Source organism: Variovorax sp. 05T418 (assembly GCF_056396385.1).
Genome location: NZ_JBFTLJ010000017.1, coordinates 88522 through 103330 on the forward strand (window position 1 = coordinate 88522; position 14809 = coordinate 103330).

Annotated in this window: 15 protein-coding genes; 5 read left to right on the forward strand and 10 right to left on the reverse strand. The window is 68.7% G+C overall.

Annotation, left to right across the window (positions count from 1 at the left end):
* Window positions 1-42 precede the first annotated feature (42 nt).
* Genes AC1DMS_RS26830 through AC1DMS_RS26840 form a run of 3 tightly spaced genes read right to left on the reverse strand, consistent with a single transcriptional unit; the run spans window position 43 to window position 3778 of the window.
* A complete protein-coding gene (locus AC1DMS_RS26830; protein WP_436301761.1) occupies window positions 43-1899 on the reverse strand; it encodes a M61 family metallopeptidase in 1857 nt (618 codons plus the stop codon).
* Window positions 1899-2621 carry a DsbC family protein gene (locus AC1DMS_RS26835; protein ID WP_018906230.1) on the reverse strand — a complete coding sequence of 241 codons (723 nt, stop codon included), beginning with the start codon at window positions 2619-2621 and terminating at the stop codon, window positions 1899-1901. The genes AC1DMS_RS26830 and AC1DMS_RS26835 overlap by 1 nt, the downstream gene beginning before the upstream one ends.
* A 20-nt stretch (window positions 2622-2641) precedes the next feature.
* A complete protein-coding gene (locus AC1DMS_RS26840; RefSeq protein WP_015867405.1) occupies window positions 2642-3778 on the reverse strand; it encodes an FAD-dependent monooxygenase in 1137 nt (378 codons plus the stop codon).
* 97 nt (window positions 3779-3875) lie between these two features.
* Here AC1DMS_RS26840 and AC1DMS_RS26845 point away from each other — a divergent pair, with 97 nt between their 5' ends.
* Entirely contained in the window at window positions 3876-4757 is an 882-nt protein-coding gene (locus tag AC1DMS_RS26845; RefSeq protein WP_478181959.1) for an MOSC domain-containing protein, read from the forward strand.
* 10 nt (window positions 4758-4767) lie between these two features.
* Here the strand turns inward: AC1DMS_RS26845 and rbsD are convergent, their stop codons facing one another.
* From rbsD to AC1DMS_RS26875, 6 genes are read right to left on the reverse strand one after another with little or no spacing between them, the layout of a single operon-like run.
* On the reverse strand, window positions 4768-5166 hold the full coding sequence (gene rbsD, locus AC1DMS_RS26850; RefSeq protein WP_278879341.1) for a D-ribose pyranase: 399 nt from the start codon (window positions 5164-5166) through the stop codon (window positions 4768-4770).
* The gene (rbsK, locus tag AC1DMS_RS26855) at window positions 5163-6134 is read right to left on the reverse strand and encodes a ribokinase (RefSeq protein WP_478181960.1); all 972 of its coding nucleotides are present in this window, start codon (window positions 6132-6134) and stop codon (window positions 5163-5165) included. Before rbsK ends, rbsD begins: the two co-directional genes overlap by 4 nt.
* On the reverse strand, window positions 6131-7204 hold the full coding sequence (locus tag AC1DMS_RS26860) for a LacI family DNA-binding transcriptional regulator (RefSeq protein WP_015867401.1): 1074 nt from the start codon (window positions 7202-7204) through the stop codon (window positions 6131-6133). The genes rbsK and AC1DMS_RS26860 overlap by 4 nt, the downstream gene beginning before the upstream one ends.
* Before the next feature lie 26 nt (window positions 7205-7230).
* Complete coding sequence (locus AC1DMS_RS26865) at window positions 7231-8214, reverse strand: ABC transporter permease (RefSeq protein WP_436289755.1); 984 nt, start codon at window positions 8212-8214, stop codon at window positions 7231-7233.
* Window positions 8211-9830: a sugar ABC transporter ATP-binding protein gene (locus AC1DMS_RS26870; protein WP_478181968.1), complete on the reverse strand. Its 1620-nt coding sequence runs from the start codon at window positions 9828-9830 to the stop codon at window positions 8211-8213. Before AC1DMS_RS26870 ends, AC1DMS_RS26865 begins: the two co-directional genes overlap by 4 nt.
* Window positions 9831-9869: 39 nt before the next feature.
* Complete coding sequence (locus AC1DMS_RS26875; protein ID WP_015867398.1) at window positions 9870-10826, reverse strand: sugar ABC transporter substrate-binding protein; 957 nt, start codon at window positions 10824-10826, stop codon at window positions 9870-9872.
* 213 nt (window positions 10827-11039) lie between these two features.
* On the opposite strand from AC1DMS_RS26875, the gene ychF reads away from it, so the two are divergent.
* Window positions 11040-12131 (forward strand): redox-regulated ATPase YchF, encoded by a 1092-nt coding sequence (gene ychF / locus AC1DMS_RS26880; protein ID WP_319439544.1) that lies wholly within the window; start codon window positions 11040-11042, stop codon window positions 12129-12131.
* Window positions 12132-12140: 9 nt separating this feature from the next.
* Entirely contained in the window at window positions 12141-12815 is a 675-nt protein-coding gene (locus AC1DMS_RS26885; RefSeq protein WP_015867396.1) for a glutathione S-transferase, read from the forward strand.
* 10 nt (window positions 12816-12825) lie between these two features.
* On the opposite strand, the gene AC1DMS_RS26890 is transcribed toward AC1DMS_RS26885, so the two are convergent.
* Window positions 12826-13296: a YqaA family protein gene (locus AC1DMS_RS26890; RefSeq protein WP_015867395.1), complete on the reverse strand. Its 471-nt coding sequence runs from the start codon at window positions 13294-13296 to the stop codon at window positions 12826-12828.
* Between the two features lie 181 nt (window positions 13297-13477).
* Between AC1DMS_RS26890 and dusB the strand changes: the two genes are divergently transcribed.
* Entirely contained in the window at window positions 13478-14536 is a 1059-nt protein-coding gene (gene dusB / locus AC1DMS_RS26895; RefSeq protein ID WP_307595672.1) for a tRNA dihydrouridine synthase DusB, read from the forward strand.
* 19 nt (window positions 14537-14555) lie between these two features.
* Window positions 14556-14792 (forward strand): Fis family transcriptional regulator, encoded by a 237-nt coding sequence (locus AC1DMS_RS26900; protein ID WP_007838304.1) that lies wholly within the window; start codon window positions 14556-14558, stop codon window positions 14790-14792.
* Window positions 14793-14809 lie beyond the last annotated feature (17 nt).

The following is a 14809-nucleotide window of genomic DNA, read 5'->3' on the forward strand; positions in this document are numbered from 1 at the left end:
AGGTGAAAACGCGATTCACTGTATACAGGCCATAGGCGCGGATCAGCGCCGCGCGCCCGGCGCGAGCCAAGCCGCGATCTTTGCTGCGTCGTGCGAGAACAGGCGCCAGGTGGTGGCGCCCTCCGGCAGCACCAGCGGCAGCCTCAGCAGCTTGCGGTCGCGCGCCACCAGCGCGGTGCAGCGGGTGGCGTCGCCAAGGTACAGCGCCAGGTCGTCGAGCTTGGCGATGCGCCAGGCCTGCGCAGGGCGCTGCTGGCCCTTGCGGCCGACGGCCGGCAGCTCGATGCCGATCCATTCGTCGTTGGCCGAGAAGCCGGCCTTTTCGGCGGCGCCGCCGCGCAGCACCACCTTGACCTGGACGCTGCCGTTGGCCTCGGCCACGCGCAGGCCCAGCGCCTGCGCCTGCTGCGACGGATCCTCGAGCGCGGCCACGCCGTGCGCGCGCAGCAAATCTGCCAGCGGCAGCTCCTCGGTCGAGTGGATCCACTGCGCGATTTCCGCCGCATAGGAGCGGCCGCCCACGGCCTGGAGCGCCGCGGCCACGTCGGCTTCGCTGATCGGGCCGCCGCCGCCTTGGGTCCACAGGTGGCGCATCACGTCGTCGAGCGTGCCCTTGCCTTCGCGGCGCAAGCTGAGGTCGAAGCACAGCGCCACCAGCGCGCCCTTGGTGTAGTAGCTGACGGTGCCGTTGGGCGTTTGCTCGTCCTGCCGGTAGTACTTGACCCAGGCATCGAAGCTCGCCTCGGCCACCGACTGCACGAGCCGGCCCGGCGTCTGCAGCACCTGGTTCACGGTCTTGTTGAGCAGGCGCAGGTAGCCCGCGTCGTCGATGCGGCCGGCGCGGCGCAGCAGCAGGTCGTCGTAGTAGCTGGTGAAGCCCTCGAAGAACCACAGCATCTGCGTGTAGTTCTCGCGGCTGTAGTCGTAGTGCGCGAACTCGGCCGGGCGCATGCGCTTGACGTTCCAGGTGTGGAAGTACTCGTGGCTGATGAGGCCCATCAGCGTGGTGTAGCCCTCGGGCTGCTTCTTCGCGCCGCGCTGGGGCAGGTCGCGCCGGTTGCAGATCAGCGCGGTGGAGTGCCGGTGCTCCAGGCCGCCGTAGCCGTCGTCCACCGCGTTGAGCATGAACACGTAGCGGTCGATCGGCAGCTTGGGGCCGCCTCGCTTGCCGGCCTTGTCTCCATGCCAGAAGCGGATCTCGGCTTCGCAGATGGCCTGCGTGTCGGCGATCAGGCGCTCGCCGTCGAACGAGGCAGCGGCACCTGCGATGACGAAGCGGTGCGGCACGCCGCAGGCCTCGAACTCGGCGCTCCAGAAGGGGCCCATCTCGACCGGGCTGTCGGCCAGCTCGTCGTAGCCAGCGGCCAGGTAGCGGCCGAAGCCGTGCTTGTCGATCTTCGAGGGCACGAGCGCGGTGGCGCAGGACCAGCGCGCATCGTCGCCGGGCGGCAAGGCGGGCGCGCTGATCTCCAGCGCATGCGGCGCATCGGTCTGGCCCTCGACCCGCAGGCACAGGCTGGTGCCGTTGAAGAAGCCGCGGCCGGCGTCGAGCCAGGCGGTGCGCACCGAGTTGTCGTAGGCGCAGACCTGGTAGTGCAGCACCAGCGGCTGGCCCGGCACGCAGTCGACCTGCCAGCTGCACTTGTCGAGCTGCGTCAGCGCGGGCTTGCGGCGTCCTTGCGTGGCGCGCAGGCCCTGCAGGTTCTTGGCGAACTCGCGCACCAGGTAGCTGCCCGGAATCCACACCGGCAGCGCCACGCGCTGCTGCGCGGCGGGGGCCTCGATGGTCAGGGTGACGGCGAAGAGGTGCGCATGCAGGTCGGCGCACTCGATGCGGTAGTGCACCGCGGCGGCCGGCGCAGCCGCTCGCGCGCGCCGGGAAACGGTCGGCGCGGCCATCAGTTGATGGAGGCGGCGAGTTGCTTCTCGACCTGGTCCGCGGGAATGGCGCCCGGCGTGCGGGTGCCGTCGCTGAAGATCAGCGTGGGCGTGCCGGTGATGTTGTACTTGCGCCCGAATTCCACGTTGCGCTGCAGGGCCGTGACGTCGCAGCCGGTTGCCGCGGTGGCGGGCTTGACGCTGGTTTCCATCCAGTCGCCCCAGGCCTTGCCCTTGTCCTTGCTGCACCAGATGTCGCGCGACTTGACGGCCGAATCGGGACCGAGCACCGGGTAGAGGAACAGGTAGACGGTGACGTTGTCGACCGTCTTCATGTCTTTCTCGAAGCGCTTGCAGTAGCCGCAGTTCGGGTCTTCGAACACCGCGAGCTTGCGCTTGCCGCTGCCGCGCACGATCTTGATGGCGTCTTTCATGGGCAGCTTGTCGAACGAGACCTGGCTGAGCTTCTCGATGCGCTCCTCGGTCAGGTTCTTGCGCGCATTCACGTCGATCAGGTTGCCCTGCAGCAGGTAGTTGCCCTGCTCGTCGGTGTAGTAGATCTGGAAGCCGTTCACGCGCACTTCGTAGAGGCCCGGCAGCGGCGACTTGGTGACTTCGTCGATGGCCGGGAACTGCGGAATGCGCGCCGGAAGGTTCTTGCGGATCTCGGCCTCACCGGCCAGGGCCGTGGCGGCCGCAGCCAGCGTGCAGGCGGCGAGAAGAAGGTTGCGTGCGAGTTTCATGGGAAGTCCGGTCGATGGATTCATGCCTTCAAGCCCATCGCCTGGTTGGCGATCCAGTGCTTGAGGAGGCGCGTGCGGTCGAAGCCGCGCATGCCCCAGTTGCGCAGCGCGGGCAGGGGGCCCACGCTGTGCGAGAACAGCTGCTGCAGGCCGTCGGTGGCCAGGCTCATCTGCAGCACGTCGGCGCGGCGCGCGCGCTCGTAGCGGCGCAGCAGGCGCGGGTCGCCCACGCTGCGCCAGTACTCGCGCTGCCGGATCACGTCGGCCAGCATGGCCGCATCGGCCAGACCGAGGTTGAGGCCCTGGCCCGCAAGCGGATGCACCGTGTGGGCCGCGTCGCCGGCCAGTGCCCACGACTGCGCGGCCGCACCCTTCGCCTGCGGCAGGGTGCCGGTCCAGCGGTCGGCGATGGCGCGCGCGAGCGGCCAGGCGGCACGTTCGCTCGTGAGCCGAAGCGGGCCGAGCGCGCCATGGCTGGCTTCGCTCACCGCGGCGTTGAATTCCTCGTCGCCTTGCGCCAGCAGCGCGGGCGCGCGAAGCTGGTCGACCGACCACACCAGCGCCAGCGAACGGCCCTGCACGCCGCCCATCGGCAGCAGCGCCAGCACCTCGCCCGTGTCGTTGAACCACTGGCGCGCCACGCCGTCGTGCGGCTGCGCGGCTTCGAGCCGCGCCGCAATCGCATGCTGCGGATAGCGCGTGACCGCGTAGCTCACGCCGAGGGCCTCGCGCGTGGCGCTGGCCTTGCCCTCGCACACCACGGTGAGCGGCGCGGACACCGGCTCGGAAACGACTTCGACCTGGGGCTGGAAGCGCACCGCATCGGCCAGCTGCTGCTCGAGCGCCGGCACGTCGACGATCCAGGCCAGCGCATCGACCTTCTGCCGCACGGCGCTGAACTGCACGCGCCCGCCTTCGTCGCCGTGCACGAGCATCTCGCGCACCGGCGTGGCATGCGCCGCGTCGGGCCAGGCGCGCAGCGATTCGAGCAGGGTGCGGGAGGCGGTGTTGAGCGCATAGGCCCGGATGTCCTGCTTGCCGGCCGCGGCGGGCGGAACCACCAGCGCGACGCGCACTCGCTCGCGTGCGAGCAGCAGGGCCAGCGTGCGGCCCACGATGCCGGCGCCGCGAATGCAAACTTCAGGAGGGAGGGCCATCCGGCCATTGTAAGAACAAGCCCGTTCCCGGGCTGCGCTCCCGGCGGCCGATGCGGGACAATCGCTGCCCAATTCCAAGGAATCCAAGGAACCCCACGTGCCACAGCCCGCCTTCGACATTGAAGCCACCATTGCGCGCCTGTTCGTCTACCCCGTCAAATCGTGCGCGGGGGTCGAGCTTCCCGAGGCGCTGCTGACCGAGACCGGCCTGGAATTCGACCGCGCCTGGATGGTGGTTGACGCGCAGGGCGAGTTCGTGACCCAGCGGCAATTGCCGCGCATGGCGCTGATCCGCCCGCAGATGAAGCACATGGAAGTGGTGCTGCGCGCGCCGGGCATGCTGGCCCTGCACCTGGCCTTCGAACGGGTCGAGAAGCCGGTGCGTGTGAGGGTCTGGAAGGACGAGGTGGCGGCCTACGACATGGGCGACATCGCCGCCCAGTGGTTCAGCGACTTCCTCTCCGAGCCGGGCAAGCCGCAGGCGTTGCGGCTGGTGCGCTTCGACCCCGAGCACAAGCGCCTGTCGAGCCTGCAATGGACCGATGGCGTCGAGGCGACGAACCAGTTCGCCGACGGTTTTGCGCTGCTGGTGGCCAGCGAGGGCTCGCTGGCCGAACTCAACGAGCGGCTGGCCGCCGCGGGCCACGATGCGGTCGGCATCGAGCGCTTCCGGCCGAACATCGTGCTGGCCGGCATCGAGTCGCACGACGAGGACCGGGTCGACGCGCTGCACGTCGCCACCGGCGAAGGCGAGGCCGAGCTCAAGCCCGTCAAGCCCTGCACCCGCTGCCCGATTCCCGACATCGACCCGGCCACCGCCACGAGCAGCCCCGAGGTCGGCGACATGCTGCGCACCTACCGCGCCGATCCGCGCGTCGACGGGCGCATCACCTTCGGCATGAACTGCATCGTGCTGCAGGGCGTGGAGCACATGCTCAAGGTGGGGCAGGCGGTGGGCGCGAACTACCGCTTCGAATAGCAGGCTCTATCTAGAAGGTCACGCCGGCGTACAGGACGATGTTGGCGTAGGGCGTGCATTCGCCCGTGCGGATCACCGCCTTGGCGCGCGCGCTCAGGCGCTTGAGTTCCTCGTGCGACACCGTTTCCGGCAGGGCGGCCAGCTGGCCTTCGCACCATGCCGGCAGCTGTCCCACCGGCAGCTGCCCGATGGCTTCGCGCGCGATCAGCGTGCGCTCCACCTGCATCTCCGAAAGCACGACCTTGAGCACGTCCGCGACCCGCGGAATCCCCGGCGTGAGCGCCAGGTCGATGCGCCGGGGGCCGTCCGGGATCGGCAGGCCCGCATCGCCGATGACCAGCATGTCGCCATGGCCCAGCGCGGCAATCACTTGCGAGAGTTCGGCATGCAGCAGGGCGGTACGTTTCACAGTGCGATCCAGTCGGGTGGCAGGGGGCTTTGCAGCACGGCGTCGCGCTGCGGAATGGAAGGCTGGGCGCCGGGCTGCTGGATGCACAGCGCGGCGGCGCGGATGCCCAGGCGCACGGCTTCGTCGAAGGACTGGCCCTCGCCCAGCGCCACGGCCAGCGCGCCCAGGAAGGTGTCGCCCGCGGCCGTGGTGTCGACCGCCTGGACCTGGGGCGCGGGATGGTGGCGCGCGCCATCGGCATCGATGGCCACGGCGCCGCGCGCGCCGAGCGTGACGACCACGCGCGCAATGCCCTTGGCGCGCAGGGCCTGGCCGGCCAGCGCGGCTTCCTGCGGGCTGTCGGCGGCCTGGCCGCACAGCGCCTCGGCCTCGATCTCGTTGACGACCAGCGTGTCGATGCGCGGCCACAGCGGCTCGGCGATCGGCTGCACCGGCGAGGGGTTGAGCAGCACCTTGCAGCCGGCCTCGTGCGCCACCGAAATGGCGCGCGCGACCTGCCCCATCGGTATCTCGAACTGCGTCACCAGGAAGGCCGCGCCCTGCAGCTGCTGGCGCAGCGCCGGCGCGTCGATCTCGGCCTGCGCATTGGCGCCGGGAATCATCACGATGCGGTTCTGGCCGCCGTCTTCCACCAGGATCAGCGCGGTGCCCGTGGGCTCGCCGGGGCTGGTGCGCAGCGCGGCGGTGTCGATGCCGTCGCGCCCGAGCGCATCGCGCAGCGCCTGGCCGTGCGCGTCGTTGCCGACGCAGCCGATCATGCCGACGCGGCCGCCTTCGCGCGCGCAGCTCACGGCCTGGTTGGCGCCCTTGCCGCCCGGAATGTGGGCGATCGAATGGCCCAGCAGGGTTTCGCCCGCGGCCGGTGCATGCGGCACGCGCAGCACGATGTCCATGTTCAGGCTGCCGAGCACCACGATGCGCGGCGGCGGGGCGGCGCTGGAAGAAGAGGAAGAAGGCGTCGAACTCACGGGGTGCGGGACTTTCGGCTTGGCGTGGAAGAGGAAGACGGTGCGGCGGCCTCGCGGAAGCTCGCGTGCCGCGCGGTCGAGGCGCGCACGCGCAGCTCGGGCTGCAGCACCACCTTGCGCGCATCGCGCCGCTTGCCGCCCACGCGCTCCAGCAGCATGTCGACCGCGAGCGCGCCGATGCGCTCCTTGGGCTGCGCCACGGTGGTGAGCGGCGGGCTGGTGTAGGCCGAGAGTTCGATGTCGTCGAAGCCCACGATCGAGAGCTCGTCGGGCACGCGCACGCCGCTTTCATGCGCGGCGCGCAGCGCGCCGATGGCCATCAGGTCGTTGCAGACGAAGACGGCCGAGGGCGCCTCTTCGGTCCGCAGGATGGCGTGCATCGCCTCGTAGCCGCCCTGGCTCGTGAAGCCGCCGCGCCACAGCAGGGCATCGGCATTCGGCGCGGTGCCGGCCTCGGCCAGCGCCATGCGCCAGCCCTCGATGCGCTGCTCGCTCGGCATCACGCCCACCGGCCCGCCGATGCAGGCAATGCGCTTGTGGCCGAGCGACAGCAGGTGCCGCACCGCGAGCAGCCCGCCCTGCATGTGGGCGGTTTCGACCAGGTCGCAGGCCGGGTCGGCAATCTCGCGGTCGACCAGCACCGTGGGAATGCGCAGGCCGTGCAGCTGCGTGACGAGCGAATCGTCGTCGCCGGCGCCGGTCGACACCACGATCAGCCCGTCGATGCGGCGCTCGGCCAGCACCTGCAGGTAGACGCTCTGGCGGCGCGGCTCGTCGTCCGTGTTGCACAGCACCAGCGTGTAGCCGGCGCCGAAGCAGCGGTCTTCGACGATGCGCACGATCTCGGCAAAGTAGGGGTTCGAGCTGTTCGGAATCAGCATGCCGAGCGTCGAGGTGGTGTTGCTCTTGAGGCTGCGCGCCATCGCGTTGGGCACGTAGCCCAGCTCGCGGATGGCCTCTTCCACGCGCTCGCGCCCCTTGGCGCTCACATGGCGCGTGTCGTTGACCACGTGCGAGACGGTGGTGACCGAAACGCCTGCGCGCAGCGCGACGTCCTTGATGGTGGCCATGGTTGCTTCCCCCTTTTTATGCAGCGTCAGGCCAGGCGGCGATCGGCCCGGCGCTGGCGCAAGGTGTCGATGATCACCGCAACCACGATGACCGCGCCGGTGATGATGCGTTTGCTCGGCTCGCTGGCACCCACCTGCGCAAGCCCGGCCTCGAGCACCGCGATGATCAGCACGCCGAAGAAGGTGTTGACCACCGAGCCGCGCCCGCCCATGAGGCTGGTGCCGCCGATCACCACGGCCGCAATCACCTGCAGCTCGATGCCGACGCCGGCATTGGGGTCGGCCGCTTCGAGCCGCGCCGACTGCATGAGTCCCGCGAGCCCGGCCAGCAGGCCCGTGGCGGCAAACACGATGATGCGGATCGGCCGCGGATCGATGCCCGCGAGCCGCATCGCTTCTTCGTTGGTGCCGATGCCCACCACGTGCCGGCCGAACACCGTGCGCGTGAGCACCAGCTGGCCGGCGGCCACCAGCACCACCGCGAGCACGAAGGCCGCGGAGATGCCGCCGATCCACGGCGCGGCCAGGCCCGAGATGGCGTCGCCCACGTACTGCGTGCGCGAATCGGTCACCAGGTAGGCGCCGCCGCGCACCGCCTCCAGCATGCCCAGCGAGACGATGAAGCTCGGCAGCCGCCATGCGACCGACACCGCGCCCGTCACGCTGCCGCACACCAGGCCGGTGGCCAGGCCCAGCGCGGCGGCCGCCGGTACCGGGAGCTTCCACTGGAGGATGGCGGCGGCCGTGACCGCCGCGCTCAGCGCAAGCACCGAGCCCACCGACAGGTCGATGCCCGCGATGATCAGCACGAAGGTCATGCCCACGGCCATCACCGCGAGCGCGGGAATCTCGTTGGCAATGGAGATGAAGGTTTCGCGCGTGAGGAAATATTCGCTCAGCGTGCCGAAGAGCGCGACCATGCCCACGAGCACGACGGTCAGGCCCACGTAGGTGCCCAGCTGGCCCTTCAGGGCGGAGGGTGGGGCGGAGGTGGCGGCGGCTGCGGTCATGGTGTGTCGGCGGTGGCCGGTTGGCCCGGATTCGGATCGGAAATGGCGGAGCCCGCCGTGGGGGTTGCCGCGCTGGCGGCGCGGCCTGCCGCATCGCTGAAGGCGGCGGCCAGCAGCGATTGCTCGCTCCACTGGCCGCGCTCGAACACCGCGACCAGCCGGCCGGCGCTCATCACGCCGATGCGGTCGCACATGGCCATGAGTTCGCGCAGGTCGCTCGACACCATCAGGAGCGCCTTGCCGGCGTCGGTCATGCGGTCGAGCTCGGCGTACAGGTCGGCGCGCGCGCCCACGTCCACGCCACGCGTGGGCTCGTCGAGCAGCAGCACCTTGCATTCGCGGTGCAGCCAGCGCGCGAACACCACCTTCTGCTGGTTGCCGCCGCTCAGGGTGGCCACCGGCTGCTCGATGCTGCGCGAGCGGATGCGCAGCAGCTCCACCAGCCGCCGGGCGATGCCGCGCTCCTTGGCGCGCTGCAGCCAGCCGGCGTGCGAGATGGCGCCCAGATCGCTCAGCGTGGCGTTGACGCGGATCGGCTGCGTGAGCAGCAGCCCCTGCGACTTGCGGTCTTCGGTCACCAGGCCGATGCCGGCGCGGATGGCCTGCATCGGCGAGCGCCAGCCCTTGCGCACGCGCAGCACCGGCTGCGTGGCGGCAATGCCGTCGTAGAGAAGAATTTCGCCTCGGTCGGCGCGGTCGGCGCCGAACAGCAGGCGCACGAGTTCGGTCCGGCCGGAGCCGACCAGGCCCGCCAGGCCCATGACTTCGCCCGCATGCAGGTCGATGTCGACGTCCTTCACGGCCTCGGCCCGGCCGATGCCGCGCGCGCTCAGCAGCACCGGCCCGGCGATGCGGCGGTCGCGGCCCTCATGCTCGTGCACCGCGCGGCCCACCATGCGCTGCACCAGCTCGGCTTCGCGCACGCCGGCCATGGCGCGCACGTCCACCAGCCGGCCGTCGCGCAGCACCGCCACGCGGTCGGCAATGCGCTGCAGCTCCTCGAGCCGGTGCGACACATAAATGATGGCCACGCCGCGCGCCTTCAGCAGCTCGATCTGCTCGAACAGGTGCGAGGTCTCGCGCGGCGTGAGCATGGCGGTGGGCTCGTCGAGCACCAGCACGCGCGTGTCGTCCTGCAGGTTGCGCGCAATCTCCACCATCTGCTGCTGGCCGATGCCCAGCCGCGCCACCGGCGTGGCCGGGTCGATGTGCTCCATGCCGATCTTCGCGAGCTGGCGCGCGGCCAGATCGTGCAGCTTGCCGCGGCGGATCCAGCCGCTCTGGTTGGGCAGCCGGTCGAGCAGCAGGTTCTCGGCCACGGACAGCGTGGTGACCAGCCCCAGCTCCTGCATGACCATGCGCACGCCCAGCCGCTCGGCGTCGCGGCGGGAAGCAGGCTGGAACGCCGCGCCGCCGAGCAGCATCTGCCCGCGCGTGGGCCGCACCAGGCCGCAGACGATCTTCGACAGCGTGCTCTTGCCCGCGCCGTTCTCGCCCGTGAGCGCGAGCACTTCGCCGGCGTTCAGCACCAGCGAGACGTCGTCGAGCACCGGCGCCGCATAGTCCTTGCCGAGCGCGCTCAGCGAGAGCACGGGGACGGCAAGGCCGGCATTCATGGCGGCGGCAGGTGCGTTCAACTTCGGCCCTTTTTTTTCTTACTTTGCGGAAGTCTTGGTGACCAGCACCACGTCGGTCTTTACTTCGGCCGGCATGCTCGACTGCGGCTTCTTCTCGGCCAGCGCCTTGAGCGCGGTCTCGATGCCGAACACCGCCTGCTTGGCCGCGAACTGGTCGGCGGTGGCAAGCACGCGGCCGTCCTTCAGCATCGGCTTGATGGCGCCGATGTTGTCGTAGCCCACCACCAGCACCTTGCCGGTCTTGCCCGCGGCCTTGACGGCCGCCACGGCGCCCAGCGCCATGCTGTCGTTGCCCGCGAGCAGCGCCTTCAGGTCGGGGTGCTCGCGCATCATGCCGGCGGCCACCGTGTTGCCCTTGTCGATTTCCCACTGGCCCGACTGCACGCCCACCACCGTGGCGCCGGCGGCCTTCATGGCGTCCTGGTAGCCGAGGGTGCGCTGCTGCGCATTGAAGGTGGTCGACACGCCTTCGATGATGCCGACCTTGTCGCCGGCCTTCAGGCTCTTGGCGAGCTCGTCGCCCACCAGCTTGGCGCCGGCGCGGTTGTCGGGGCCGACGAAGGGCACCTGGATGCCCTTTTCCTTCAGCGCGGCGGCGTCGAACTGGTTGTCGATGTTGACCACGAGAATGCCCTTGTCGATGGCCGCCTTGACCACCGGCACCAGCGCCTTCGAATCGGCCGGCGCGATGACCAGCGCATTGATCTTCTGCGCCATCATCTGCTCGACCATCTTGATCTGGGCGGCCGTGTCGGTCTCGTCCTTGATGCCGTTGGCCACCAGGGTGTACTCCGAGGCATGCGCCTTCTGGTGCGCCTTGGCGCCGTCTTCCATGGTGCGGAAGAATTCGTTGGCCAGCGACTTCATGACCAGCGCGACCTTCGGCTTGTCCTGGGCCAGGGCGGGCGAGGCGGCGAAAGCGCCCAGCAGCGCCAGGGCGGCTGCGCTTTGCAGCGTGCGGCGGGTGAACTTCATGGGTGATGTCTCCTGAGGTGGTTGAGCGGTGCGCCGGTCTGTGGCCGGGGCATCGATGTTAACCAACGAAAACGTTTGCGCAAACGTTTGCTAATCCGGTTTAACCCTGATTTTGGGGCCGGCATTTCCGGGCGGGTGAAGCGGCCCGAAATGCGCGCGGCCGAGGGAAAACCTGGACAGCCTAAAATCCCCGGTTACCCAAGAGGACCCCCCATGAGTTTGCAATGCGGCATCGTCGGCCTGCCCAACGTCGGTAAATCCACCCTTTTCAATGCGTTGACCAAGGCCGGCATCGCAGCGGAAAACTATCCGTTCTGCACCATCGAGCCCAACGTGGGCGTGGTGGAAGTGCCCGATCCGCGGCTCGACCAACTCAGCGAGATCGTCAAGCCCGAGCGCGTGGTGCCCGCCATCGTCGAGTTCGTCGACATTGCCGGCCTGGTGGCCGGCGCCAGCACGGGCGAGGGCCTGGGCAACAAGTTTCTTGCGCACATCCGCGAAACCGACGCCACCGTGAACGTGGTGCGCTGCTTCGACGACGAGAACGTGATCCACGTGGCCGGCAAGGTCGACCCGATCTCCGACATCGAGGTGATCCAGACCGAACTCTGCCTGGCCGACCTGGCCACGGTCGAGAAGGCGCTGCACCGCCACACCAAGGTGGCGCGTTCGGGCGACAAGGACGCGCAGAAGCTCGTCGGCCTGCTCGAGCGCTGCCAGGCCGCGCTGAACGAGAACACGCCGGTGCGCGCGCTCGAGTTCACGAAGGAAGAGCAGCCGCTGGTGAAGTCGTTCACGCTCATCACCGCCAAGCCTGCGATGTTCGTCGGCAACGTGGCCGAAGACGGCTTCGAGAACAACCCCTACCTCGACCGCCTGCGCGAATACGCAGCCAAGCAGGGCGCGCCCGTGGTCGCCATCTGCGCCAAGATCGAAGCCGAACTGGCCGAGATGGACGACGAGGACAAGAAGATGTTCCTCGCCGAAATCGGCCAGGACGAGCCGGGCCTCAATCGCCTGATCCGCGCGGCCTACAAGCTCTTGGGCCTGCAAACCTACTTCACCGCCGGCGTGAAGGAAGTGCGCGCCTGGACCATCCACATCGGCGACACCGGCCCCCAGGCCGCCGGCGTGATCCACGGCGACTTCGAGAAGGGCTACATCCGCGCCCAGACCATTTCGTTCGAGGACTACATCGCCTACAAGGGCGAACAGGGTGCAAAGGACGCGGGCAAGATGCGTTCGGAAGGCAAGGAATACGTCGTCAAGGATGGCGACGTGATGAACTTCCTCTTCAGTTCGTAAAGCCGCCTCATGCTCACCGTCCATCACCTGAACAACTCGCGCTCGCAGCGCGTGCTCTGGCTGCTCGAAGAACTCGGCCTGCCTTACGAGATCGTCCACTACCAGCGCGATCCGCAGACCATGTTGGCGCCCGCTTCGCTGCGGGCCGTGCATCCGCTGGGCAAGTCGCCGGTGGTGACGACGGACGACGGGCTGGCGCTGGCGGAGTCGGGCGCGGTCATCGAAACGCTGATCGAGCGCCATGGCAGCGGCCGCCTTGCGCCCGCGGCGGGCACGCCCGAGGCGGTGCGCTATCGCTACTGGCTGCACTTCGCGGAAGGCTCGGCGATGTCGCCGCTGCTGCTCAAGCTGGTGTTCGACAGGATCGAGAACAGCAAGATGCCGTTCTTCGTGAAGCCGATTGCAAAAATGATCTCGGGCAAGGCGAAGGCGGCCATCGTCACGCCCAACATCGAGAGCCACCTGAATTTCATGGAAGGCGAACTCGGCAAGAGCGAATGGTTCGCCGGCAGCGAATTCACCGGTGCCGACATCCAGATGAGTTTTCCGGTCGAAGCCGCGCAGGCGCGCGGCGGCCTCGATGCGAAGCGGCCCAGGCTCATGGCGTACCTGGAGCGCATCCATGCGCGCCCGGCCTACCAGCGCGCGCTCGAACGCGGCGGCCCCTACGGCCTGCTGAGCTGAAGCGTTCGCTTCACGACGGAAACACGTAGAGCAGCGCGACCGTCATGCAGACATAGCGCAGGAACTTCCCGATGGCCATGTAGCCGAGGCATGGCCAGAACGGCAGCTTGAGCCAGCCGGCCACCGCGCACAGCGGATCGCCCACCAGCGGCAGCCAGCTCAGCAGGCAGGCCTTGGGTCCGAGCCGCTCCAGCCAGCCCAAGACCCGCACATGATGTTTCGAGTGCGAATATTTGTCTGCCACCTTGTGCGCGCCGTAGCCCATCCACCAGTCGACCGCACCGCCCAGCGTGTTGCCCACCGTCGCGACCAGGATCGCCGGCCAGAACATGTCGGGGTTGAGCTTGAGCAGGCCGAAAAGAATGGGCTCCGAGCCCACCGGCAGCAGCGTGGCCGAAACGAAGGCCGCGATGAACAGCGTGGAGAGTCCGTATTGCGGAAGCGCAAGGAGCGCCAGGAGTGCGTCGAGCCAGGCTTGCATAAAGTGAAATGAGTCGACGCAGTATAGGCAGCGGCCCCTCTGCGCCAGGTCGGAGAAAGCGCCGGATGCAGCCGTTGCTTGCGGTGTACCGCGCGCGCAAATCGTTTCAGCGCATGGCATCGCGCGTGGCTACAATCGTGCCTCATTTTTCAGCAGCCGCTCTCGCGACGCCTTCCACTTCATGACCTTGCAGATCGGCACCCACACGCTGGAAAACCGCCTGTTCGTCGCGCCCATGGCCGGCGTGACGGACCGGCCGTTCCGCATGCTGTGCCGTGAACTCGGCGCGGGCTATGCGGTCAGCGAGATGGTCACCTCGCGCAAGGAACTCTGGAACACGCTCAAGACCTCGCGCCGCGCCAACCACGACGGCGAGCCCGGTCCCATCGCGGTGCAGATTGCCGGCACCGATGCGGCCATGATGGCCGAGGCCGCGGTCTACAACATCGAGCGCGGCGCGCAGATCATCGACATCAACATGGGCTGCCCGGCCAAGAAGGTCTGCAACAAGTGGGCCGGTTCGGCGCTGATGCGCGACGAGCCGCTGGCGCTTGAAATCGTGCAGGCCGTGGTCGATGCAGCGCAGCCCCACAACGTGCCGGTCACGCTCAAGATGCGCACCGGCTGGAGCGAAGAGCACCGCAACGCAGTGAAGCTCGCGCGCGATTTCGAATCGGCCGGCGTGCAAATGCTCACTGTCCATGGCCGCACCCGCGAGCAAGGCTACAAGGGCAGCGCCGAGTACGACACCATTGCCGCAGTGAAGGCCGCGGTGCGCGTGCCGGTGGTGGCCAATGGCGACATCCGCTCGCCCGAGAAGGCGCGCGAAGTGCTCGCGGCCACGGGCGCCGACGCGGTGATGATCGGCCGCGCCGCGCAGGGGCGGCCCTGGATCTTCCGCGAGATCTCCCATTTCCTGGCCACGGGCACGCACCTTGCGCCGCCGCTTGTCGCCGAAGTGCGCCGCCTGCTGCTCGACCACCTGGTGGAGCACTACGCGCTCTACGGCGAATTCAGCGGCGTGCGCACCGCGCGCAAGCACATCGGCTGGTATGTGCGCACGCTGCCGGACGGCGAAGCCTTCCGCGCACGGATGAACACCATCGAAGACTCCGCTGCGCAACTGCGCGCGGTCGGCGATTATTTCGACGGGTTGGCGGACCGCATGGACCGCATGCCCGTGCACCAGGCGGCCGAAGAGCTGTCCGGTGAAGAGGAGGCGGCCTGCGCCGCCGGTTGAGAGGAAGAGAAGAAAAAGCATGAGCAAGAAACACATCGAGGACTGCGTGCGCACCAGTCTGGACAGCTACTTTCGTGATCTGCGCGGCACCGAACCCGACGGCATGTACGAGATGCTCGTGCGTGTGGTCGAGAAGCCCCTGCTCGACGTCGTGATGACGCGCGCCGAGGGCAATCAGTCGAAGGCCGCGCAATGGTTGGGCCTGAATCGCAACACGCTTCGCAAGAAGCTGGTTGAACACAAACTCCTGAAATAAATAACTCCACGGCATAT

What these genes read in the sequence shown, in the direction of transcription:
- AC1DMS_RS26830 (WP_436301761.1), bottom strand. Translation starts at nt 1,899, where the DNA reads ATGGCCGCGCCGACCGTTTCCCGGCGCGCGCGAGCGGCTGCGCCGGCC.
- AC1DMS_RS26835 (WP_018906230.1), bottom strand. Translation starts at nt 2,621, where the DNA reads ATGAAACTCGCACGCAACCTTCTTCTCGCCGCCTGCACGCTGGCTGCG.
- AC1DMS_RS26840 (WP_015867405.1), bottom strand. Translation starts at nt 3,778, where the DNA reads ATGGCCCTCCCTCCTGAAGTTTGCATTCGCGGCGCCGGCATCGTGGGC.
- AC1DMS_RS26860 (WP_015867401.1), bottom strand. Translation starts at nt 7,204, where the DNA reads ATGGCCACCATCAAGGACGTCGCGCTGCGCGCAGGCGTTTCGGTCACC.
- AC1DMS_RS26865 (WP_436289755.1), bottom strand. Translation starts at nt 8,214, where the DNA reads ATGACCGCAGCCGCCGCCACCTCCGCCCCACCCTCCGCCCTGAAGGGC.
- AC1DMS_RS26870 (WP_478181968.1), bottom strand. Translation starts at nt 9,830, where the DNA reads ATGAATGCCGGCCTTGCCGTCCCCGTGCTCTCGCTGAGCGCGCTCGGC.
- AC1DMS_RS26875 (WP_015867398.1), bottom strand. Translation starts at nt 10,826, where the DNA reads ATGAAGTTCACCCGCCGCACGCTGCAAAGCGCAGCCGCCCTGGCGCTG.
- ychF (WP_319439544.1), top strand. Translation starts at nt 11,040, where the DNA reads ATGAGTTTGCAATGCGGCATCGTCGGCCTGCCCAACGTCGGTAAATCC.
- AC1DMS_RS26885 (WP_015867396.1), top strand. Translation starts at nt 12,141, where the DNA reads ATGCTCACCGTCCATCACCTGAACAACTCGCGCTCGCAGCGCGTGCTC.
- AC1DMS_RS26890 (WP_015867395.1), bottom strand. Translation starts at nt 13,296, where the DNA reads ATGCAAGCCTGGCTCGACGCACTCCTGGCGCTCCTTGCGCTTCCGCAA.
- dusB (WP_307595672.1), top strand. Translation starts at nt 13,478, where the DNA reads ATGACCTTGCAGATCGGCACCCACACGCTGGAAAACCGCCTGTTCGTC.
- AC1DMS_RS26900 (WP_007838304.1), top strand. Translation starts at nt 14,556, where the DNA reads ATGAGCAAGAAACACATCGAGGACTGCGTGCGCACCAGTCTGGACAGC.